Annotated in this window: 25 protein-coding genes; 16 read left to right on the plus strand and 9 right to left on the minus strand. The window is 66.9% G+C overall.

Going from position 1 to position 19,318, the window contains the following annotated elements; all coding sequences use genetic code 11:
- Complete coding sequence (locus tag ACERIM_RS03825) at positions 1–309, minus strand: HalOD1 output domain-containing protein (RefSeq protein WP_373631322.1); 309 nt, start codon at positions 307–309, stop codon at positions 1–3.
- A gap of 255 nt (positions 310–564) precedes the next feature.
- On the opposite strand from ACERIM_RS03825, the gene ACERIM_RS03830 reads away from it, so the two are divergent.
- Positions 565–927, plus strand: coding sequence for a TRAM domain-containing protein (locus ACERIM_RS03830; RefSeq protein ID WP_006181344.1), 363 nt, complete (start codon positions 565–567; stop codon positions 925–927).
- A gap of 45 nt (positions 928–972) precedes the next feature.
- Here the strand turns inward: ACERIM_RS03830 and ACERIM_RS03835 are convergent, their stop codons facing one another.
- Entirely contained in the window at positions 973–2,961 is a 1,989-nt protein-coding gene (locus tag ACERIM_RS03835; protein WP_373631323.1) for a hypothetical protein, read from the minus strand.
- Between the two features lie 151 nt (positions 2,962–3,112).
- Here ACERIM_RS03835 and arcS point away from each other — a divergent pair, with 151 nt between their 5' ends.
- From arcS to ACERIM_RS03850, 3 genes are all read left to right on the plus strand, one after another.
- A complete protein-coding gene (gene arcS, locus ACERIM_RS03840; RefSeq protein WP_373631324.1) occupies positions 3,113–4,864 on the plus strand; it encodes an archaeosine synthase subunit alpha in 1,752 nt (583 codons plus the stop codon).
- Between the two features lie 487 nt (positions 4,865–5,351).
- Positions 5,352–5,954, plus strand: coding sequence for an HdeD family acid-resistance protein (locus ACERIM_RS03845; RefSeq protein ID WP_373631325.1), 603 nt, complete (start codon positions 5,352–5,354; stop codon positions 5,952–5,954).
- A gap of 299 nt (positions 5,955–6,253) precedes the next feature.
- A complete protein-coding gene (locus tag ACERIM_RS03850; protein WP_006650197.1) occupies positions 6,254–6,640 on the plus strand; it encodes a metal-dependent transcriptional regulator in 387 nt (128 codons plus the stop codon).
- Between the two features lie 81 nt (positions 6,641–6,721).
- Here ACERIM_RS03850 and dpsA read toward each other — a convergent pair whose 3' ends face one another.
- From dpsA to ACERIM_RS03875, 5 genes are all read right to left on the minus strand, one after another.
- Positions 6,722–7,267, minus strand: a complete 546-nt coding sequence (gene dpsA / locus ACERIM_RS03855) for a DNA starvation/stationary phase protection protein DpsA (RefSeq protein ID WP_049964897.1) — start codon at positions 7,265–7,267, stop codon at positions 6,722–6,724.
- A 149-nt stretch (positions 7,268–7,416) separates the two neighbouring features.
- Positions 7,417–9,096, minus strand: a complete 1,680-nt coding sequence (locus ACERIM_RS03860; RefSeq protein ID WP_373631327.1) for a bacterio-opsin activator domain-containing protein — start codon at positions 9,094–9,096, stop codon at positions 7,417–7,419.
- Complete coding sequence (locus ACERIM_RS03865) at positions 9,093–9,557, minus strand: response regulator (protein WP_373631328.1); 465 nt, start codon at positions 9,555–9,557, stop codon at positions 9,093–9,095. Before ACERIM_RS03865 ends, ACERIM_RS03860 begins: the two co-directional genes overlap by 4 nt.
- Entirely contained in the window at positions 9,550–9,909 is a 360-nt protein-coding gene (locus ACERIM_RS03870) for an ATP-binding protein (protein WP_373631329.1), read from the minus strand. Before ACERIM_RS03870 ends, ACERIM_RS03865 begins: the two co-directional genes overlap by 8 nt.
- Positions 9,910–10,293: 384 nt before the next feature.
- Positions 10,294–11,181, minus strand: a complete 888-nt coding sequence (locus ACERIM_RS03875; RefSeq protein WP_373631331.1) for a VOC family protein — start codon at positions 11,179–11,181, stop codon at positions 10,294–10,296.
- A 1,115-nt stretch (positions 11,182–12,296) separates the two neighbouring features.
- On the opposite strand from ACERIM_RS03875, the gene ACERIM_RS03880 reads away from it, so the two are divergent.
- From ACERIM_RS03880 to ACERIM_RS03930, 11 genes are all read left to right on the plus strand, one after another.
- Positions 12,297–13,154 carry an N-acetyltransferase family protein gene (locus ACERIM_RS03880; protein WP_373631333.1) on the plus strand — a complete coding sequence of 286 codons (858 nt, stop codon included), beginning with the start codon at positions 12,297–12,299 and terminating at the stop codon, positions 13,152–13,154.
- Positions 13,155–13,246: 92 nt separating this feature from the next.
- A complete protein-coding gene (locus tag ACERIM_RS03885; protein WP_373631334.1) occupies positions 13,247–13,810 on the plus strand; it encodes a PadR family transcriptional regulator in 564 nt (187 codons plus the stop codon).
- Between the two features lie 94 nt (positions 13,811–13,904).
- Entirely contained in the window at positions 13,905–14,291 is a 387-nt protein-coding gene (locus ACERIM_RS03890) for a hypothetical protein (protein ID WP_006650190.1), read from the plus strand.
- A gap of 67 nt (positions 14,292–14,358) precedes the next feature.
- A complete protein-coding gene (locus tag ACERIM_RS03895; protein ID WP_373631335.1) occupies positions 14,359–14,709 on the plus strand; it encodes a hypothetical protein in 351 nt (116 codons plus the stop codon).
- A gap of 68 nt (positions 14,710–14,777) precedes the next feature.
- Complete coding sequence (locus ACERIM_RS03900) at positions 14,778–15,056, plus strand: ubiquitin-like small modifier protein 1 (protein ID WP_006181359.1); 279 nt, start codon at positions 14,778–14,780, stop codon at positions 15,054–15,056.
- A gap of 69 nt (positions 15,057–15,125) precedes the next feature.
- Entirely contained in the window at positions 15,126–15,335 is a 210-nt protein-coding gene (locus tag ACERIM_RS03905; RefSeq protein WP_006650188.1) for a hypothetical protein, read from the plus strand.
- 82 nt (positions 15,336–15,417) lie between these two features.
- A complete protein-coding gene (locus ACERIM_RS03910; RefSeq protein WP_049964955.1) occupies positions 15,418–16,200 on the plus strand; it encodes an AzlC family ABC transporter permease in 783 nt (260 codons plus the stop codon).
- On the plus strand, positions 16,190–16,510 hold the full coding sequence (locus ACERIM_RS03915; protein WP_006181362.1) for an AzlD family protein: 321 nt from the start codon (positions 16,190–16,192) through the stop codon (positions 16,508–16,510). Before ACERIM_RS03910 ends, ACERIM_RS03915 begins: the two co-directional genes overlap by 11 nt.
- A 50-nt stretch (positions 16,511–16,560) precedes the next feature.
- Positions 16,561–16,821, plus strand: coding sequence for a hypothetical protein (locus ACERIM_RS03920; RefSeq protein ID WP_006650185.1), 261 nt, complete (start codon positions 16,561–16,563; stop codon positions 16,819–16,821).
- Entirely contained in the window at positions 16,822–17,193 is a 372-nt protein-coding gene (locus ACERIM_RS03925; RefSeq protein ID WP_373631338.1) for a hypothetical protein, read from the plus strand.
- A 104-nt stretch (positions 17,194–17,297) separates the two neighbouring features.
- Positions 17,298–17,750: a pyridoxamine 5'-phosphate oxidase family protein gene (locus ACERIM_RS03930; RefSeq protein WP_006181365.1), complete on the plus strand. Its 453-nt coding sequence runs from the start codon at positions 17,298–17,300 to the stop codon at positions 17,748–17,750.
- Between the two features lie 37 nt (positions 17,751–17,787).
- Here ACERIM_RS03930 and ACERIM_RS03935 read toward each other — a convergent pair whose 3' ends face one another.
- Positions 17,788–17,937: an FmdB family zinc ribbon protein gene (locus ACERIM_RS03935; protein WP_006181366.1), complete on the minus strand. Its 150-nt coding sequence runs from the start codon at positions 17,935–17,937 to the stop codon at positions 17,788–17,790.
- A 174-nt stretch (positions 17,938–18,111) separates the two neighbouring features.
- Positions 18,112–18,771, minus strand: coding sequence for a helix-turn-helix domain-containing protein (locus ACERIM_RS03940; protein ID WP_006650183.1), 660 nt, complete (start codon positions 18,769–18,771; stop codon positions 18,112–18,114).
- A 142-nt stretch (positions 18,772–18,913) separates the two neighbouring features.
- Here ACERIM_RS03940 and ACERIM_RS03945 point away from each other — a divergent pair, with 142 nt between their 5' ends.
- Positions 18,914–19,309 carry a helix-turn-helix domain-containing protein gene (locus ACERIM_RS03945; RefSeq protein ID WP_006650182.1) on the plus strand — a complete coding sequence of 132 codons (396 nt, stop codon included), beginning with the start codon at positions 18,914–18,916 and terminating at the stop codon, positions 19,307–19,309.
- Positions 19,310–19,318: the final 9 nt, after the last annotated feature.

Consider the following 19,318-nt stretch of genomic DNA (forward strand, 5'->3'; position numbering starts at 1 on the left):
TTACGCGTTGGACTGGCGAACCGAGACCGACGGGGCGGCCGACGTACCGTCGATCGAGATCTCGACGTCGTCGGTACAGTCGACCGCGACCCGCTGCCCGTCGTAGTCGAACTCGAGGCGACCGTGCCGAGGGCCGCCGGTCCGCGTCGGCTCGAAGAGGGCGTCGATCGCGTCCGGATCGATCCACTCGTAGAGGGGTGGGAGATCGACCGGATCGACGTTCCGGTGGGTCGCGATCACGTTGACGACCGCGCTACTGACCGTCTCGTGGACTGCGTCGCCGCCGGTGCCGGTGGAGGAGTTTGTCACGACGTACTCAAGCGGCGTTGCGTATAAAACGATGACGGCGATTGTCTCGGGTAGAGCGCTATTTGTACGTCGAAATCAACCGTCTCACGTTCGCTGTGTCGCAATTCGGTTCCCACTCTGTTCGGAACGGCTGGCTGCCCTCGCGCGTCGCGGCGACCGGTCACTCGTCCGCACTGACGGAACGTTTCCGACCGACCGCAGCGGTGGGCTATCCGGATCGGAACACCGAAACCCTCGGCGCTTCCCGTTCCCGGTATGTTCGGACCAGCCGTACTCGGCGGCGGGCTGCTCGTTGCGTTCGTGATCGGAACGTGGCTGTTCAGACGGATTCGTGGCCGCGGGCGGTCGGCGGCCGCGCAGCGCTCCCGAAAGCGCCACGAGGAGGCACAGGACCGCGACCCACCGGTCGATATCGGCGACGTCGAGACCGTCGCCATTCGGGAGTTCACCGATCACCACTCCGGTGAGCGACGGGCCGTCGGCAAGGTGGAAGGGTTCGTCGTCTTCGTCGAGGACGTCCCCGCCGACTGCGAGCCGACCGACGCGATCCGCATCAAGATCCTCTCGTTCAACCGCGGCCACACCTCCGCGACGGCGACGTATCTCGAACGCGCCTGAGCGCCGCGTCGCTACCGGTCGAACGGCCAAAAAAAAGCGATCGTCTCAGTTCCGCTGGCGGAGCAGCAGTGCCGTCAGCAGTCCCGCGACCGACGCGAGCGCGATCCCCGGACCGAAGCCGGGGATGCTGTCGTCTTCGTCGTCGCCGTCGTCGGTCTCGTTACTCGTCTCGGCGCTTTCGGTGCTGAGATACTCGCTCATCGTGTCGGTGGGGACCGCGGGGAACTCCTTGTCCCACTCGCCGGCCTCGTGGACGGTCGTCTCGTCGCCGACGACCTCGAGGTGATCGATATCGGCCTTCGTGGCCGAGGCGGTGTCGACGTCGCCCATGTCCTCGACGTGGACGTACATCGATGCGGTGTCACCGGACGCCGTACTGGAGACGCCGCTGACGGCCATCGTCCCCGTGACGGTGTCGGTCAGTTCGCTCATGTCCTCGAACTTCGCACCGCCCTCGAGGCGCACCGTCCCGTCGCTCATGTCGGCGTCGACGCGAGCGACCTGCAGGTTGGCGTCGGACAGCGCCTGCATGAACTGGGTTGCCTCGGGCGACGTCGTGCCGGTCGGACCGGTCTGGGCCGACTGGGCCATGGCGTCGATCGCCTGCTGGGACAGCTCCTGGCCCTCGAGTTCGAACATGCCCTCGAGCGAGAGCTGGTCCCCGTCGGTGTCGGCCGACAGTTCGAATTTGACGTCGTTCATGGAGTCGATACCTCGGGACTCGAGTTCGTCGACGTAGTCGGCCCAGTTCGCGGTGTCACTGGAGGCCTGAACGTCGAACTGCAACTCCTCTCCGGTGGTCTGCTCGAGCGACGCGTCCCACTCCATGTTCGTCTCGAGGTTCGCGGCCTGCTGTGCCTCGATGGCCGTCCGGGCGTCCTCGATGTTCATCTGCTCGAGGTCTTCCTCCGAGGCGGCCGATTCGGCCGCATCGAGCATCGCCATCGTGAGTTCGTCGTAGTTCGAGAGCTTGACGTCCCACTCGGCGTTCATCGAGTCACCGCGGTTTTCGACCCGCACGTCGACGGTTTCGATCTCGAGGTCGGTGACGCCGGTCGCGACCGCCTGGGCCTCTTCCTGGCTCAGCCCGGCGGTGTCGTCGTTCATCAGCATGACCGGGAGCATCTGTTCGATCCCGCTGTCGATGCCGGTGTACTCGATCGTGAACTCGAGTTCGAGGCGGTTGGTTCTCTCGTCGAAGTTGTAGTTCTCGATCGTGACGTCGGCATCCCCGCCGAGCTGCATGGCGAAGCTGGCGTACTGCTCGGTGAGCGTCTGCTTGGCCTGCTCTCGCGTCTCCCAGTCGGACGCGGCGTAGCTGGAGACGGTCCGTTCATCGGTCACATCGAGAGTGTAGCCGTTCGAGGTCTCCTCGAGGAAGACGTCGAGGGTCTGGCCGTCGCTCGTCGCGCCCATCGCGCTCTCGGCCGTGACGGTCGCGGAGCCGCTCGTCTCGAAGCGGTCGGCGCTCATCGTGAGCTGGCCGTCGGACTCGACCGTCGTCGGGGTCGAGTCCTCGCCGGCGAACGCGCCGGTCGCACTCGCCTCGAACGCGTTGGTCTCGTCGGTGACCTCACCGGAGACGTCGAGGTCGAGGCGTTTCAGGTCCTCCGGCTGTTCCATGACGAACGAGCCGTTCCCGGTGAAGCCGTCCTGATCGAGGACCGCCGAGACGGAGCCGCTCTCGAACTCGTCGGTCTCCTCGTAGTCGCCCTCGACCAGCATGTAGGCCAGCCCTTCGCTGACGTCCATGCCGACCTGGAACTCGTCGAGGTCCTCCATGTCGTCCTCGTATGCGAGGACGGCGCTGCCGTTCTCGCCGAGATAGACCTCGTCGGCCGCGCCGAGTTCGGAGCCGGCTTGGGAGGCGGTCTGATACGATTCCACGGTCGGTTCCGCTGCAACAGCAGTCGTCGTCGACCCGCCGTAGACGACCGGCAGGCCGATGGTCGCGAGTCCGACTGCTGCGACTACGAGCAGGATCAGGAACGCCCTGAACCCGTCCGTAGAGCGGAGGTTCGATTTCGATTCCATACGAGTGACATCCGACCGAGTGATCATAAAGGTTGATTTTCACACGTTTCTATCAATCGACGACCGGGACGGCCCTCGCCGCGGCCGACGACGGGTCGAACCGACCGCTCGCTATCGACACCCTCTTTCGCTCGCCGCGGCCATATCGGGTATGACCGAATACTTCGAAGTTCACGAGCGCGATGGGGCCGCGCGCGTGGGCGAACTCCGCCTCTCCTCGCCCCGAACGACGCCAGCACTCGTCGACGACGTCCTCGAGGACGCGGGGTCGCTCTGGAGCGCGGACCGCGATCTCCCCGACGGCGACGAGTCCCGGCTTACCGTGTTGCCCCACCGGGCGTTCCCCGGCGGCACCCCCGAGGAGGTCCAGGCATCGTTCGCCGTCGACGCCCCAGACGTCGACTACCCCAGCGTCGCGGTCGTCTCGAGCGAGGACGTCGAGTCGCAGGGAACGGACGCCTACGCGCTGTCGGACGTCCAGTCGGTGATGGGCCACGGGGCGGCGCTGGTCGAAGCGGTCGTCGACGTCCGCGAGGCGATCCCGGCCGACACCGCCCTGCTGTTCTCCGGCGTCGCGACGCCCCGAAACGTCGCCTTGCTCGCCTACGCCGGCGTCGACCTGTTCGACGCGACCGCGGCCGTCGTGAAGGGCACCGAGGGCCGCTATCTGACGACCGACGAGGCCTACTTCCTCGAGGACCTCGAGGAACTCCCCTGCTCGTGTCCCGCCTGTCAGGGGCCGCGCGAGGAGTTCACTCGCGAGGACTGTGCCGACCACAACCGACACGCTCTCGAATCCGAACTGGCGATCGTCCGCCGGCGGATCCGCGACGGGCGGCTGCGGGACTACCTCGAGGGGCAGGCCCGCCACGACCAGTGGCTCACCGCGGCCATGCGCGAACTCGACGACCAGTGGGGCTACCTCGAGGAACGGACGCCGATCCTCCGGGACGCACGGATCGACGCCGCGACCGGCGACACCCTCCGCCGGGTCGAGATCCAGCGCTTTGCCGACCGGGTGACCACGCGCTATCGCAACCGGTTCGACAACCCGCTGGTGCTGGTGCCCTGTTCGGCCGCCAAGCCCTACAGCGAGTCACAGAGCCACCGCCAGTTCCACGACGCTATCCAGTGGCGCGGCCACCTGGTCTCGATGACCTCGCCGATCGGCGTCGTGCCCCAGGAACTCGAGACGACCTACCCGGCCCAGCACTACGACACCGTCGTGACCGGCCGCTGGACGGAAGACGAGAAGGAGTTCGTCAGCGAGGTGCTACAGCGGTACCTCGAGCGCAACGAGTACCCGAAGATCGTCGCCCACGTCCCCGACGAGGGCTACCGCGATATCGTCGAACGCGTCGAGGAACGGCTCGACCTCGATATTACCTATACGGTCGCCGACCACCCGACCGACGACGAGTCGCTCGCGAATCTCTCGGAGGCGCTGTCGGGCGAGTTGAAGTACTCCAAGCGCGAGCGCGAACACAACACCGTCCGCGCGCTCGCCGACTACCTGCTCGGCGACGGGGCCGGCGACGACCTCTTCGCGGACATCCAGACGACGAGCCGCTACCCCAAAATTCAGGTGCGCGACGACGAGGACACCCAGCTCGCGACGATGGTCCCCCAGTACGGCACCCTCTCCTTTACGCTCGCTGGCGCGCGCCACTGGCTCGAGAGCGCGGCACCAACCAAACGCGTCGAGATCGACGGCTTCGTCCCCCACGGGAGCGTCCTCGCGCCGGGAGTCGTCGACGCCGACGAGGACATCCGCGTCGGAGACGAGGTGATCGTCGAGGGTCCGCAGGCCTTCGCCGTCGGCCGTGCCGAGATGTTCGGCCGTGAGATGGCCGAGAGTACGCGCGGGATCGCCTGCGAGATCCGCCACGTCGAAGAGAAGTAATCACGTCGCGTCGGAATCACAGTCACGGCCCTCCGAACCGTCCACCCGGCAGGACGGGCACTGACGGCCGTTTACGAATCGGTTGACGGATCGACCACACGCCGGACACTCCCAGAGACTCGCGTCGAACGCCCCCATCACTGTGTCTCCCTGATTCCGACGACTCCCATAGGCGTTTCCCTCCCTCTCGCCCCGGGAAAACGACGGACGGTGACGCCGCTACCGGCCCGGACACTCCTTGAGTAGATGTTCGCGATAGACGGCCGCGGGCACCGATTCCCCACAGAGGTCACACTCGCGATCGTCACGGTCGTCGGTCACGCTTCGAGGTGGCACCCGAACGACAATGTCTGTTTCGCCGGACCGATTCCGACAGCGGCTCGAGCGGCCCCGAGACCCGTTCGGACCGGTCCGAAGCCGGGACAGACCGTCAAACCGTGAACTCGTTTTATCTCCAGACGCGACGTAGAAAAATGTGGTGAACGAGATGAACAGTATCACAGCACCCACTGGACACGGCGAGGGCATCGACCTCGAGAACGACTGGCGGCGGCTCGCGATCGCGGGCGGAATCGTCGGGCTACTCGGACTGCTTGCGATGGCGGTGCCGGTCGTGACCGGGATCTCGGTCACGCTCGCGCTGGGACTGCTCCTGATCGCGGGCGGGATCGTCCACGCGGGCCACGCGTTCGCGGTGCGGGGCTGGCGCGGCTCGGCCTGGCAGACTGCGCTGGCAGTCGTTTCGATCGTCGCCGGAGCGGCGGTACTCGCGGCTCCAGCCATCGCGCTCGTTACCCTGACGATCGCGCTCGTAGCGTACCTGGCCGTCGAGGGAATCACGGAACTCGTGGCGGCGATGCGGCTGCCTGCCTCCCGCGGCCGGACCTCGATCGCCGTCAGCGGCGTCGCCGCGCTCGTCCTCGCCGGCCTCCTCTGGGCCGGTTTCCCGGCGACTGCGGCGTGGGCGATCGGCCTGCTCGTCGGCGCGAACCTCCTCGTGACCGGGATCGCGATGGTGACCGTCGCGGCGGCCGCTCGTCGTCCGCTCGAGGAGGCGACGCCGTCCGCGACCGGACCGCGCGGGGCGTAATCCCGGTCGGACCCCGGGACGGCCCGGCTCCGGCGGTCGCCGCGAAAGTGGTTGCATACTTCCTCGCCCGACGACAGCCGCGATCAGTGTGGCACTCGTTTCAGTGGCGACGACGGCGACCGACGGAACGTCTGAGCCGCAACTACTTTATTGTTTTAGGCAAGCCTAAATAATATGGACGGCGATCCACGCGGGGATCGCGGGCCGACGCGGCAGTCCGTCGCGTCACCCGAGACCCGCCCCGACGCTGCTCGTGAGGCCCGCCAGCGACTCGGCCGTAATCGGTCCGCACGGCATGGATGACGGACGCATCCCAGTACCTGCTCGTGTGCTATCTGGGCGCACAGGAGACCGGGGAGCCGGTGTCGCCGGGCTACGTCGCGGACGAACTCGAGCGGTCGCCGTCGGTCACGACGGAGACGCTCCAGCGTCTCGAGCGGCGGGGCTATCTGCGCTACGAACCGTACGAGGGAGCGACGCTAACCGAACAGGGACGCGAGGCGGCCGCCGACCTCCACGAGCGCTACGTCGTCCTGTCGACGTTCTTCCGAGAAGTCCTCGACCTCGCGGAGCCCGACCGCGAGGCGATGACACTGGCGGGCAGCGTCAGTCCGCTCGTGACCGAACGCGTCGCCGAAACGCTGCTCGAGGCCGAAGACGTCGAAGCGATCGACGTGCCGGTCTGAGACGCCGATCGAGAAATAACAAGAGCCGGGTCGAGAGAGCGGTTCGAGCCGCGGCGGGGGATCGCCCCGCACGAGCGGCCGTCAGTTCGTCGCCGACTCGAGGACCAGCGTGTCGTCCTCGAGGTAGTGTTCGATATGGTGAGTGTGTTCCTCGATGGTCACGAGCTGTTCGCGGAGCATCTCGGCGGTCGCGTGATCGCCGAGGTTCTCGGCGAGTTCGATGTGCTGGCGCGTACTCTCGATGATGTCGCCCATCATCTCGAGGTCGTTGGCAAGCGACGTCCGAATGTCGTAGACGTCCTCGTCTTCGGGTTCGACGGTCGCCTTCTCAGCCAGCGTCGTCATGTTCGCGTGTGGAACGCCGCCAAGCGCCTGCAGTCGCTCGGCGATCTCGTCGGCGGCGTCCTCGACGTCCTCGTAGACCTCCTGCAGGAACACGTGAATGTCGAGGAACTCCGCGCCCTCGACGTTCCAGTGGTGCTTGTGGAGCTGGTGATAGAGGACGTACGCGTCCGCCAGATCGCGGTTGAGCGCCTCGACGATCTGCTCGGCCTTCTCGGGCTCGAGCCTGAGCGAATTCTCCTCGACGGTACCGGCTTCCTGTTGGACGGTCTGCTGCGTGTTCATCACAGTAGTCTATAGGGCACCCACACTCATATAATTTATCTTATATTTTTTCGTGTGGCCTAAAAATCGGGCGGCGGGCACACGGTGGTTCAGGGGCCGAGAACGGAACTGCTAGAGACCGGCTGGCACCGAGATAGCATTCGGTCGTGCTACTCGCCGAATACCGACTCGAAGAACTTCCGCTCGGACGTCCGCAGATGCTGGTTGAAGGTCGCAGGCGCGATACCGAGGCGTTCGGCGATCTCCTCGCCCGTACTGCCTCGCGGCCAGTCGAAGTAGCCCGCGAAGTAGGCCGTCTCGAGGGCCGCCCGCTGTTTGTCGGTCAGTTCGTCCTCGAGGACCGACGACGGGCCGGCGTCGCTGCGGTCGCTCCGCTCGGTCGTCCGCTGGGCGAGGTAGGTCGCGTCGGCGCGCTGGTCCTGAATGAGTTCGATCATCCGGCGCGTGTCCCGGCCCCGCGGCAGTTCGACGACGAACCGGAACTCGCCGTCGGCGATCGTTGCCGATGCGACGCGGCCGCCGTGGGTCGCGATCGTCTCGAACAGCGACACCGCCGCCGGAGCGACGAGTTCGAACTCGAGTTCGTCGCGCCTGACCGAGAGGAACCGAACGTTGCCGACCCCGTCGGTGTCGTCGATGCTGTCTTCGAACGCTTCCTGCGAGACGCCGCGTGCCGTGCCGTAGGCCAACAGCGCCTCGTCGCCGCCGACTAGCTGTTCGAACTCGATCGTACACGACTCCGCCGCCGAGAGTTCGACCAGTTCCTCCGCCATGTCCTCGACGCGGAACTCGAGTTCGACGACGGCGTCGCTGACGAGGGCGTCCTTGCGTTCGATCGCCGTGATCGCGTGGGCGATGACGTCGCCGGTCCGGGCGAGGACCTCGGTCTCGGCCCCCATGAACGCCCGCGGCGACGACGAGTAGACGTTCAACACGCCGTAGACGAGATCTTCGTGGACGATCGGGACCGCGGCCGACGACCGGTAACCGCGGGAGCGTGCGGCCTCCCGCCACGGTCCGAACCCCGGATCCGCCTGCGCGTCGTTCATGACCTGCACCTCGCCGGTCCGGACGGCCGTTCCGGCCGGCCCCCGTCCGGTCTCGTCGTCCTCGGTGACGGAGACGTCGATCTCGTCGAGGTAACCGTCCTCGACGCCGGCGGCTGCCTTCGGGACGATGCGGTCGCTGCCCGGGTTGACACCGCCGATCCACGCGAACCGGTAGGCGTCCTCCGCGGCGAGCCGGTCACAGACCTGCTGTTCGAGTTCCGTGCGCGTCTCGGTCGTGATCACCGCGTGACTGATGTCGTGGCCGATCCGGTTGAGGCGATTTAGCGCCTCGAGCTGCTCGCGTTGCTGGCGGCGCTTTCGTTCCTGATGGGCACGCTCGATCGCGTGGTGGATCGTCCGCACCAGCAGTTCGCTGGTCACCTCGTCCTTGACGAGGAAGTCCTGTGCGCCCCGCTGGATCGCCTTAACCCCGACCTGCTGGTCGCGAACCCCCGTCAGTACGACGATCGGCGTCTCGCCGGTCTCCTCGTGGACCGTCTCGAGGGTCGTGAGCCCCTCGCTGTCGGGGAGGTTCAGATCGAGCAGGACGATGTCGGTCGGTTCGGTTTCGGCGGTCGCGAGCCCGTCCTCGAGGCGGGTTTCGCGGACGATATCGGGTGCCCCACCGGCCGCATCGCCGGGGCTGACCCGCTGGGCCAGTTCCTCGGTATCCCGGAGCATCTCCTGGATCAGCCTGGCGTCGCCGGGGTTGTCCTCGATCAGGAGGACCCGAAGGGCGTCGGCCGCGTCGCCCGCCGCTCTGGTGTCGGTCTCGCTCATTGTGGATCGACCTCCGGTGGCAGCCGAACGACCGAGAACCAGAACTTCTCGAAGGCCCGAACGGTCTCGATGAACTCGTCCGGATCGACCGGCTTCGTGAGGTAGGCGTTCGCGTGGAGTTCGTAGGACCGGGCGATGTCCTCTTCCGCCCGAGAACTGGTCAGCACGATCACCGGGATCGATTGCAGTTTCGGATCGGCCTTGAGGTCCTCGAGGACGTCCTCGCCGTCCTTGCCGGGGAGGTTGAGATCCAGCAGGATCAGGTCCGGACGGGGGGCATCGGCGTACTCGCCGTGCTTGGAAAGGAACTCCAACGCCTCGGTCCCGTCGGAGACGACGTACAGGTCGTTCTCGATGCGACCCTGTTTGAACGCCTCCTTGGTCAGGCGAACGTCGCCGGGATTGTCCTCGACGAGCAGGATTCGGGCCGGCTCGGGCTGGGTGTGTGCTGTCTCAGTCATCGCTCAAGTCGTGGTTCGGTGTGGTGGGTAACGCGACGGAGACCGCTGCTCCCCCGCCCGTCTCCGAGTCGACGGTGATCGCGCCATCGTGGCGCTCGGCGATGTGCCGACAGAGCGCGAGTCCCCGCCGGTGCCGACGTGCTCCTCGCGGCCGTGGAGCCGATCGAACACCCGGAAGAGACGATCCGTCTCCCTCGGATCGATTCCGATCCCCGATCGCGGACTGAAACCTTCCATCTCGGACCATCGTACTCGGCGAATACGGATATACGTGGGGTTCGTTCGCCCGAATAGGTAATCGCGGAATCCGGCAGGTTCTGGAACAGCTGCCGAAGCTGGTCGGGGTCGCCATCGACACGAAGACGTGGGGCCGGTCTCGATCCCGGCGTCGGTCTCCTCAGTCCGCACCTCGAGGTCGGCCGACTCGAGCGCCCGCTGGCCGAGTGTCGCGACGGCCACCCGATACCGCAATCGAGCGGCGAGCGCGTCCGACGAGGGATCGACAGCAGCCATACTACCGTTCGAAAGATCCGCGAGAAGGGTAAACCTAGCGCCGGACCCTCTCGAGAGTGACTCTCCGTCCGTATTACCCATCATGGGAGTGACCGAACGGTCGGCGAGGATCGGCCGTCGCTTACGGTGGCGCTCGAGTGCCCCACCAGCCAGTTATAATAACAACTGAAACGAGTCACACACCGATCGCACAGCCGTCGTGCGATCGGGTGTGCATTGACTGTCAGTGGCTACTATCGGTTCCCGGTCGGAGTCGAACCGCGGTCCCGTCAGGATCGACGACCTCAAACCCGTCCCCACGATCAGTGATCGAAACGTCGGCCTCGAGGAGTCGCTCCCGGACTGCCTCGAGGGCCCCCTCACCGGGGACGAGCAGTTCGAACCACGCCAGTCCCCGCCCGCCGGCCGGCTCCGACCGGCGGTTCCACGTGTTCGTCCCGACGTGGTGGTGATAGCCCCCGGCGGCGAAAAACAGCGCGCCGGGCACGCCCGTCATCGTCACGTCGAAACCCAGCCGGTCGGCGTAGAACGACCGCGCCGCCTCGAGCGAGGACACCTCGAGATGGACGTGGCCGATCGTCGTTCCGTCGGGGACCAGTTGCGGCCCCGCGGGAGCCGGCCCGGCATCGCCGGCGGCCGCGAGGGCATCGAGGTCGAGCGGCGCGCCGTCGGCCCGGATGGTGCCGTCGTCGGCCCGCGGCCACGCCGCTCGGGACCGGTCGCGGTAGATCTCGACTCCGTTGCCCGCGGGATCCGTACAGTACAGCGCCTCGCTGATGCCGTGATCGGAGGCCCCCTCGAGCGTCCAGTCATCCCGGAGCCGCTCGAGGGCGGCGGCAAGCGCTGCCCGCGAGGGGACCCGGAAGGCGGTGTGATAGAGACCGGCCGCCCGCTCGTCGCGCGACGCGACGGTCGAGTCCTCGCGGACGACCAGCAGTGCCGTCCCCTCGGTTCCGAGGGTCGTCGTTCGATCGGCCCGCTCTAACACACGGAGGCCGACGGTGTCGCGGTAGAAGTCGACGGTCGCAGTGCGGTCGGCGACCACCAGTGCGGCCCGGCCGAGCCGGGTGCCGTCCGGAAGCGTCGGGGATGGATCCGAAGATGCAGTCATACGTGTCCTACGGGCTCGAGGCCCCTAAGTGGCTCTTTCGGCCAAATGCCGACGACGGACGTCGATCGGCTCGTTGACACCACCACCGCCCGGGACCGGACTCCGAATCTCCATTTCTGTATCGCCATATGTGATTTATACCTGGGAAGCAGGGGGGAGTACCGACCGAGCGTGATCGGACCGCGATCGCTCGAGCGAGCCGACCGGCGAACATACCGGACTCGTGCCGATAGCGACGCGTCCCAGCCCGGTCGCGGTCCGCGCGGGCTTCGATACTCAGGGACTGAGCGGACGGCCAGCCGGGGACGTCGTCGCCGCCCGCAAGTAGCGACGAGCCGAAACGGCCCCGGAAACGGCGTCCGCAGTCGACGGGGAAGGTTCGAACCGACGGCCGATCACCGTAGTCGACCACCCCGGGCACGACCCTGACGACGGCCGGCAACTCACCCGTTCGGCCGATCGCGGGCGACTCATCGACAGCGATCGGCGACGACCGGACTTCCCGTGGCCACCCGGCCCGCTCGAGTCCGATCGGAATCCAGTTCTCGTCCGACGGTCGGGAACCGTCGTCACCGGCCTCAAACCCCTGGGTCACGACCCGAAAACCGGCTGCTCCGAACGGGCCGACACCGACTCGAGCCACCCGGTGGTATCGTAGAACTCGATCGCCGACGGACGACGAATTCGACTGCGGCGTTGCAGCCGACCGTCGCGGCACGGGATCCCCAGTCGTGACTGACGCCGTGCCGTCGGCCGGTATAATCGTGTGAGCTGGAAACAAGGGCCGGGCGCTGGGGGAGGCGAACCGATCGTCGGCCCAGTTGCCGGTCGGAACGATCGGTCGAATCGAGTCGGGCATGTCGCTTGCTCCGGGGTCGGAACGGGAACGTCCGTTCGAACAGTATCTTATAAACCATATGCTGCTATAGCAATTCCAGTACTGGGCTGGACGGACATCGACTGCGTCGGAGCGGCCCTAATCGGAGATTGGCCGGACGGAACGGGGTGATCGACGGTCCGAAACGGAATCGAACTCGCGGTGTCGCCGCGAGCGGTCCCACGGGGCGGACGATACGGATCGCATACTAATGGCGGCGGTCGGCGCGGGCGTAGATATGATACCGGACCCGACGGGATCGTTCACGACCGACCTCCAGCGGCGCGTCTACGAGTACGTCGAGCGTAACGGAGCCGTCACTTGCGACGAGCTGGCCCGCACGATCACGGTCGACGACGGCCGGGCCACCTCCAAGCCCGCGCGGTCGGGGACCTACACCGAGTCGGTGCCGCCGACGCCGGACGAACTCCGGACGTGTCTCGAGGCACTGCAGGCGGAGGGACATCTGACCGAGACCGACGGCAAGCTTCGGGTCGCGCTCGCGGCGACGACGACGGACCTCGACTGCGAGGACGGGCGCGTCACCATCCGGCCGGCACGCGGGCGGGACCGGGCGGGGATCATCGAGACGATGCGGACGGTCGCCGCCGACGGGCCGTACGTCGTCGCCGACCACGTCGCGACCGACCTCGAGCGCGATCGGGCGCTCGTACGGGCCAACGAGGACCGGGCGCGGGTCGTCTTCACCGCGATCCTCGAGCCGGCGTCCGATGACGAGGGCGAATCGGAAGCGGATTCCGGCGGAAACGCGGACGCGTCGACGGACGGCGACGTCGTCGGCTGGCTCCACGTCGATGCACCCGAACGCCGGGCGCTCCGTCATACCGCCGAGGTGACCGTCGGCGTCGATCCCGACCACCGCCGGGAGGGGATCGGCACAGAACTGCTCGAATACGGCCTCGAGTGGGCGATCGACGCGGGCTACGAGAAGTGCTACCAGCACGTCCCCGCGACCAACGACGGGGCGATCGCCTTCCTCGAGGAGAACGGCTGGGAGCGGGAGGGAACCCACGAGGGGCAGTACTGTCTCGACGGCGAGTACGTCGACGAAGTCATGCTGGCGGTCTGGCCGTAGCACACCGGAGAGCGAGTCGATCCGTCGCATCGGCCTCGACGAATACGCTGTTTGGCGGTAGCACTATACATAGCCACAGTGGACTCGGACGCATGGAACCGAATCAGTTCGCCGAACTCGGCGTATTGGGAGTACTCGCGGAGGAGCCCGCCGACACGGAAACCGTCCGCGAGCGGCTCCGGCACAACTTCAGTCGATACTGGACAGCGGGGTACGGGGCGCTCGAGCCGACCATCGAGCGGCTCCGGGAGGCGGGTCACGTCACGGCGGTCACGTCGGTCACGGCGGCGGGCCGCCGGGAAACCGAGTACGCGATCACGGACGACGGTCGCGAGCGACTTCGGACGCTGTTGAACGAGCCGATTCCCGACGACGAGATTCCGATGGGCGGCTCGCGACTCGTTCTGACGATCGGCTTTCTCCATCACCTCCCGACCGACGAACGGCGCGACCGGCTCGCCGCGTTGATCGATCGGTTCGAACGGGCCCGTAGCCGATGGCACGACGTCAAAGCGACTCACGAAGAGACGCTGGCGGAGCCGACCGGGTACCGGCGTGATCTGCAGGACCTCGCGATCCGGCTCGTCGACACGTACTGTCAGTGGCTGACCGACCTACGGGACGAATTGGAGGCCGAGCCACAGCGTCGGTCGTGACCCCATCCCGTCGGTACTCGCGGAGCGCCGGACGCCGACACCACCGCGAGGACGGAGGACCATCTTCTTGCCAGTCGATCCCATATCACGCCGCATGGAGGAAATTTCCCTTGGCGTACCGGAGCCGATCCTCGAGCGACTGCCGGACGACGACGAGAGCGCGGCGGCGGACATGCACAAGGCCGTCGCGGGCTGGGAGGACCAACTCAACCGCGTCCGCGAGGAGGCCGCGGACGACCGCGAGGCCGCCGGACGGATACTCGAGGCCATCGAACGGTTCGAGGAGCGCTACGAGACCTACGACGCGTTCGTCCCCGAACTCCGAGCGTGGGGCCAGTCGCCGATCTACGCGATCGCGTGGCGGACGCTGTACGCCGACGTGATCGCCCAACTGTACGACCACGACGACCTCGCCGACCATCTCGACCGGGAACGAAACGCGCGACTGGTCGAGGACGGCATTCGGCTGCAAGACCTGTAGCGACAGCGATCCGTTTCGAACCGTCTTCCCCCAAGCGTTGAAACTTCAGGACGGCGTAGGAAACGGTATGGCATTCGCCGTCTCCCGCACCGGAACGACGCATCTCACCCTCCATGGGGGATCCGATACCACCGCCTGCAACGAGGCCGAGGCCGATCTCGGCGAGACCCTCGAGGCGCTCGTTGCGGAGGGCCGGCTGACCGATTGGGAGATCGCCGACGCCGAGGTGTACGAACACCCGACCGCGCCGTTCGATCCCTACACGATCGCGCTTGCGGTCGAGGTGACGGTGACCGTCGACGCCGACGATGCCGACGCGGCGGCCGAGGCAGGAATGGCCGCGATCGAGGCGGCGCTCGCCGGGACCGACGCCGAGCCCAACGACGACGCGTCGTCGCCGACGGTCGAGCCGATCTGAGGACGGCCGCCGCGTCCCGGTACCGCGTTACCGGACGGACTTATGTCGCTGGACGGCGAGTACGTGGTATGGACATCGATCTCCGATTCTTCGCCACGTTCCGGGAAGCCGTCGGCGAGAAGGAGCGAACGCGAACCGTGGCGGACGACGCCACCGTCGGCGACGTCCTCGCGAGCCTCGAGGCCGAGTACGAGGGCCTCGAGGGGCAGCTACTCGCCGATGGCGAGGTTCGGCCGCAACTGAGCGTGTTGAAAAACGGCCGCAACGTGGTCCACATGGAGGGCGTCGACACGACGCTCGAAGCGGGCGACGTGGTGTCGGTGTTCCCGCCGGTCGCCGGCGGGTAGGGTGAAAATCGGACGGTGATCCGGGGCGTTTCCCCGACGCTTTTGTTGGTCGATCGAAACGATCAGCGTATGCTCGATGAAGCCGCCGAACTCGTCCTCGAGCTGGGAGTCGACTGGCTCATCGATCGCGACGGGACGCGATCACGGCTCGAGCAGGCGTCACTGTTTCTCGGTCTCGTCGCCGCCGTAACCGCGGCCGCGCTGGCGGTCCTCGTCGGGCCGCTGTACGGGCTCGCTGTGGGCGTCGTCGCGCTGGTATTGCTCCTCTATGGTGCGTGACTGACAGCCGTGGGAACCGCCGACACCGCGCTCCGCGAGCGCTTCCGAGAACGCTTTAGGCCTCGTGATACTCGAGTCGAACGTGACGGAAACCGACAGCAGTGACGCGGATCGCGGTGCCGCCGGCGAGACGCCACCGGACTCGATCGGCGGGAGCCGACCCGCCGAGGTCGAGGCCGAGTCGGTCACGTTCGATCGCGAGGGGATCCGCGCCGGCTTCCTGACCTGTCTCCCGATCGCCGTCGGCGTCGGCGGCTACGGGATCGCCTTCGGGATGCTCGCGCGCCAGGCGGGCCTGAGCGTCGCCGAGGCGGCACTGATGAGTGCGACGGTACTCGCCGGCGCGGCCCAGATCGTCGCCGTCGAGCTTTGGACCGAGCCGATCCCCATTGCGACCGTCCTCCTCGCGACGCTGGCGATCAACCTCCGGTACTCGCTGATGGGCGCGGCGCTTCGCCCGTGGCTCGAGCGACTCACCCCGCTTCGGAGCTACGGCAGCCTCCTACTGATGGCCGACGAGAACTGGGCACTGACGATGCGCGAACTCAAAGACGGAGGCAGCCGGGGCGCGTTCCTGCTGGGGACCGGGATCGTGATGTGGCTCTTCTGGGTCGCGGCGACGGTCGTCGGCGCGGCCGCCGGCGGCGTGATCGGCGACCCGGCCCGGTACGGCCTCGACTTCGTCCTCGCGGCGGTCTTCGTCGCGCTCGCGCTCGAACTCTGGGAGGGGCGGGCGACGCTGGTGCCGTGGCTCGTCGCGCTCGCAACCGCCGTCGTCGCCGACGCCCTACTGTCCGGCCAGTGGTACATCCTCCTGGGCGGGTTCGCGGCCGCCGCCGTCGAGGTGGTCCGCTATGATGAGTGAGGGACCGCTCGCGCTCGATCCGCTCGTCGTCGGCGTCGTCCTCGCGATGGCGATCGTGACCGCCCTCACGAAAATCGGCGGCTTCTGGCTGCTCTCCCGACTCGAGGTGAGCGATCGAGTCGAGGCCGGCCTCTCGGTCCTGCCGGGCGCGATCGTGATCGCGATCCTCGGGCCGGAGCTGGCGGCGGGCGGGCCCGCGGAGTGGGGCGCAGCCGGCGTCGTGGTGGCGATCATGTGGCGCACCGAGAACATTCTGGTGTCGCTGTGTGGCGGAATCGGCGCCGTCATCGCGTTCCGCGCACTCCTGTAACCCGTTACCGCTGAACGCGAATTTATCCGTCCGGCCGTCGAATCGGACGTATGGTAACCAGTCTCGAACGGTCCTTTCGCGGCATCTCCGAGCGGCTCGTCGTCCGCTACCTGACGAATCTGGGCGGCGAGCAGGTCGCCGACGACACCGTCGAGGGCGAGGACTGGACGGCGACGTTCTCGTCGGAGCGGGTCGGCGTCGGCCCGTCGCTGCAACTGACCGAGGTGACGATCGTCTTCGAGGGCGACGAGGAGACCCTCGAGCCGCTGGTCGAGCAGTTCGCACAGAAGGCGATGCGCGCGGGCGGATAGATGGCGGGCGAACCGATCGAGGGGCAGGTCCTCCTGCTGACGGCCGCGAAGGCGAGCGTCCCGGCGACCCGACTGCCGGACCTCATCGAGCGGGCGCAGGCGAGGGTGGGCCCCGACCGCGAGCGATACCGCCGGGAGTTCGAGCGATGCTACGCCGACGACGATCTCGAGGCCTTCCTGGTCGGTTGGGGCCACTGGGAGGGGATCGGCGAGGAGATCGGACTAACCGATCGCGAACTGTCGGCCGTTCGTCGCGCACACGAGGAGCAACTCCTGCGGATCGGCCGACGAACCGACCGCGAGGCGGAGTTCGAGACGGCCCTCGAGATCCGCGAGCCGGTGGTCATCGCCACGCCGGAGGACGACGAGTAGCGGCGGTCAGCGGCCCCTCGAGGGCGTCGCGGTCGCGCCGCGGCCGCTCGCGGTCGATGGCAACTATAAAGATCGTGTTTCACCTTTGAAGAACCACCCAGACGATGGCTATCGACCAGGAAACCGAGATGACCGACGCGGAGATCGACGACTTCCTCAGTCGTCACGAGACGGGGGTGTTGTCGCTCGCGCGGACGGACGACCCGTACGCGATTCCGATCTCGTACGGCTACGACGACGACGCCCGGGAGTTCTACATGCGGATGGTATCGACGCCCGACAGCGAGAAGCGGCAGTTCCTCGAATCTACGCCCGCAGGGCGACTCGTCGTCTACGACGAAGCCGGTTCGACCTACCGGAGCGTCATCGCGACCGGCGAACTACAAAGCATCGAGCCCGCGGAGCTGACGCCGGACCAGATCGCCCAGTACGGCGACGCGAAGCGGCCGCTGTTCGAAATCTGGGCCGAAGGGAAGGACGCACTCGACATCGAACTCTACCGCCTCGTGCCCGCAACGCTGGCGGGACGGCGAACCGAAGTCGATCGAGAGGAGTAAGAGCGGGCGATCGGGCCAGTGCCGACTCGGAGCGAGTCTAGTTCGTCTGCTGTTCTGCGACGAAGTCCGCCGACGAGACCGACGCCCCACAGACCGGACAGCCGTGTGTGAGTGTGGCCTCGCGCATCGATTCGTTGACCTCGATCTCCTGCCCGCACTCGGGGCACGTGAACTCGTATCTACTCATGTCGGGGGAAACTCGCGTGAACCGTCGGTTGTCTACCGTATAGCTGTACGTCCAGTATATATAGGGTTGCGGTTCGGTGCCACCGGCCTGTAGGTCCCGTTACGTTCATAGGGTTCGAGTCAGCAGCCGCCGTCCACGTCCCGTTGTCCCGAACGACGACCGACGCGTCGTCGGTCACTCATGGTCGAGGATCGCATCGAGGAGTTTCGTCTGGGCCGCCGCGAGGTGTTCGGTAAACGTCGTACTGGTAATACCGAGTTCCGTGGCGACTTCGCCGGCGTTGGCCCGCTTTGGGTGTTCGAAGTAGCCCATCCGGTGAGCCGTCTCCAACACCTCGGTCTGGCGGTCGGTCAGCGTACTCCGGTCGACGAAGACGAGGTGTCGCTCGTCGTGGTCCTGCTGGGACTGGAGCAGTCGCTGGACGTCGAGCCCCGAATACCGCTCGCGCAGGTCGCCGATGACCGCCTGCAGGACGTGCATGTCCGGGGTGTGGAACGTGAGATACAACGCGCTGCCGTGTGCCCGGACGTCGACGACCGGACAGTCGTGGCCCTCGATACACTCGCAGGGACAGCCCTGGCCCAGCTCGCGCTCGAACCGGTAGACCTCGCTCGAGCCGTAGGAGAAGATCGACTCGATCTCGGCGTCGACGTCGAACTCCTCGGGGTAGTCGTCGGCCTCGAGCATGAACTCCTCGGTCACGCGCTCGGGCGCGGACGGGCTGGTGCTTTTGGAAACCGAGTGGACCCGTCCACTGGTCGCCGCGGCGGCCTGCGCGACGACGCAGTCCGGCGGGTCGTCGATCTTTATCTCAGCGCGAATCCCCGAAGCCATCGACCGGTACTCGGGGGGCCGGCATCCTAAACCCTGTGTCCGCAGTTCGACCCCGCCACCCGTATCCTACCCCATATAAAGGCCCCTGTATTTATTGGGACTCGTTTGGAGGGGGCTCGGTGGATACGATGAGGTGTAACAGATGTCCGCTACGAACTCCGACGCCCGGAAGCGAGGCTGGCACCGCGACGAGACAGTCGATACACAGGCCGTGTTGGCCGCCCTCGACGACGACGCCTGTCGGGCCATCCTCGAGGCGACGACCCAGGAGGCACTGACCGCGACGGAACTCTCCGACCGCTGTGACATCCCGATGTCGACCGCCTACCGGAAGGTCGAACTGCTGACCGACGCCGACCTGGTCGAAGAGCAGGTCCGGATCAACACCTCGGGCAAGCACGCGACCGAATACGCCACGAACTTCGACGACGTCCACGTCTCCGTCGGCGACGACGGGTTCGAGATCGAACTGACCAAACCGGAGGGCGACGCCGAGGCCGGGTCGAGCTACGGCTCGCCCGCGGTCGCCGATGACTGAACCGGGCGC

The sequence above is a fragment of the Natrinema sp. H-ect1 genome, assembly GCF_041821105.1.
Classification (GTDB): domain Archaea; phylum Halobacteriota; class Halobacteria; order Halobacteriales; family Natrialbaceae; genus Natrinema; species Natrinema thermotolerans.

Excerpts from the sequence above, each read along its gene's own strand:
- ACERIM_RS03875 (WP_373631331.1), bottom strand. The coding sequence starts at position 11,181 with ATGACTGCATCTTCGGATCCATCCCCGACGCTTCCGGACGGCACCCGG.
- ACERIM_RS03885 (WP_373631334.1), top strand. The coding sequence starts at position 13,247 with ATGGAACCGAATCAGTTCGCCGAACTCGGCGTATTGGGAGTACTCGCG.
- ACERIM_RS03870 (WP_373631329.1), bottom strand. The coding sequence starts at position 9,909 with ATGGCGACCCCGACCAGCTTCGGCAGCTGTTCCAGAACCTGCCGGATT.
- dpsA (WP_049964897.1), bottom strand. The coding sequence starts at position 7,267 with ATGAACACGCAGCAGACCGTCCAACAGGAAGCCGGTACCGTCGAGGAG.
- ACERIM_RS03830 (WP_006181344.1), top strand. The coding sequence starts at position 565 with ATGTTCGGACCAGCCGTACTCGGCGGCGGGCTGCTCGTTGCGTTCGTG.
- ACERIM_RS03860 (WP_373631327.1), bottom strand. The coding sequence starts at position 9,096 with ATGAGCGAGACCGACACCAGAGCGGCGGGCGACGCGGCCGACGCCCTT.
- ACERIM_RS03880 (WP_373631333.1), top strand. The coding sequence starts at position 12,297 with ATGATACCGGACCCGACGGGATCGTTCACGACCGACCTCCAGCGGCGC.
- ACERIM_RS03925 (WP_373631338.1), top strand. The coding sequence starts at position 16,822 with ATGGCGGGCGAACCGATCGAGGGGCAGGTCCTCCTGCTGACGGCCGCG.
- ACERIM_RS03920 (WP_006650185.1), top strand. The coding sequence starts at position 16,561 with ATGGTAACCAGTCTCGAACGGTCCTTTCGCGGCATCTCCGAGCGGCTC.
- ACERIM_RS03915 (WP_006181362.1), top strand. The coding sequence starts at position 16,190 with ATGATGAGTGAGGGACCGCTCGCGCTCGATCCGCTCGTCGTCGGCGTC.
- ACERIM_RS03930 (WP_006181365.1), top strand. The coding sequence starts at position 17,298 with ATGGCTATCGACCAGGAAACCGAGATGACCGACGCGGAGATCGACGAC.
- ACERIM_RS03905 (WP_006650188.1), top strand. The coding sequence starts at position 15,126 with ATGCTCGATGAAGCCGCCGAACTCGTCCTCGAGCTGGGAGTCGACTGG.
- ACERIM_RS03900 (WP_006181359.1), top strand. The coding sequence starts at position 14,778 with ATGGACATCGATCTCCGATTCTTCGCCACGTTCCGGGAAGCCGTCGGC.
- ACERIM_RS03940 (WP_006650183.1), bottom strand. The coding sequence starts at position 18,771 with ATGGCTTCGGGGATTCGCGCTGAGATAAAGATCGACGACCCGCCGGAC.
- arcS (WP_373631324.1), top strand. The coding sequence starts at position 3,113 with ATGACCGAATACTTCGAAGTTCACGAGCGCGATGGGGCCGCGCGCGTG.
- ACERIM_RS03850 (WP_006650197.1), top strand. The coding sequence starts at position 6,254 with ATGACGGACGCATCCCAGTACCTGCTCGTGTGCTATCTGGGCGCACAG.
- ACERIM_RS03945 (WP_006650182.1), top strand. The coding sequence starts at position 18,914 with ATGTCCGCTACGAACTCCGACGCCCGGAAGCGAGGCTGGCACCGCGAC.
- ACERIM_RS03935 (WP_006181366.1), bottom strand. The coding sequence starts at position 17,937 with ATGAGTAGATACGAGTTCACGTGCCCCGAGTGCGGGCAGGAGATCGAG.
- ACERIM_RS03895 (WP_373631335.1), top strand. The coding sequence starts at position 14,359 with ATGGCATTCGCCGTCTCCCGCACCGGAACGACGCATCTCACCCTCCAT.
- ACERIM_RS03890 (WP_006650190.1), top strand. The coding sequence starts at position 13,905 with ATGGAGGAAATTTCCCTTGGCGTACCGGAGCCGATCCTCGAGCGACTG.
- ACERIM_RS03845 (WP_373631325.1), top strand. The coding sequence starts at position 5,352 with ATGAACAGTATCACAGCACCCACTGGACACGGCGAGGGCATCGACCTC.
- ACERIM_RS03865 (WP_373631328.1), bottom strand. The coding sequence starts at position 9,557 with ATGACTGAGACAGCACACACCCAGCCCGAGCCGGCCCGAATCCTGCTC.
- ACERIM_RS03835 (WP_373631323.1), bottom strand. The coding sequence starts at position 2,961 with ATGGAATCGAAATCGAACCTCCGCTCTACGGACGGGTTCAGGGCGTTC.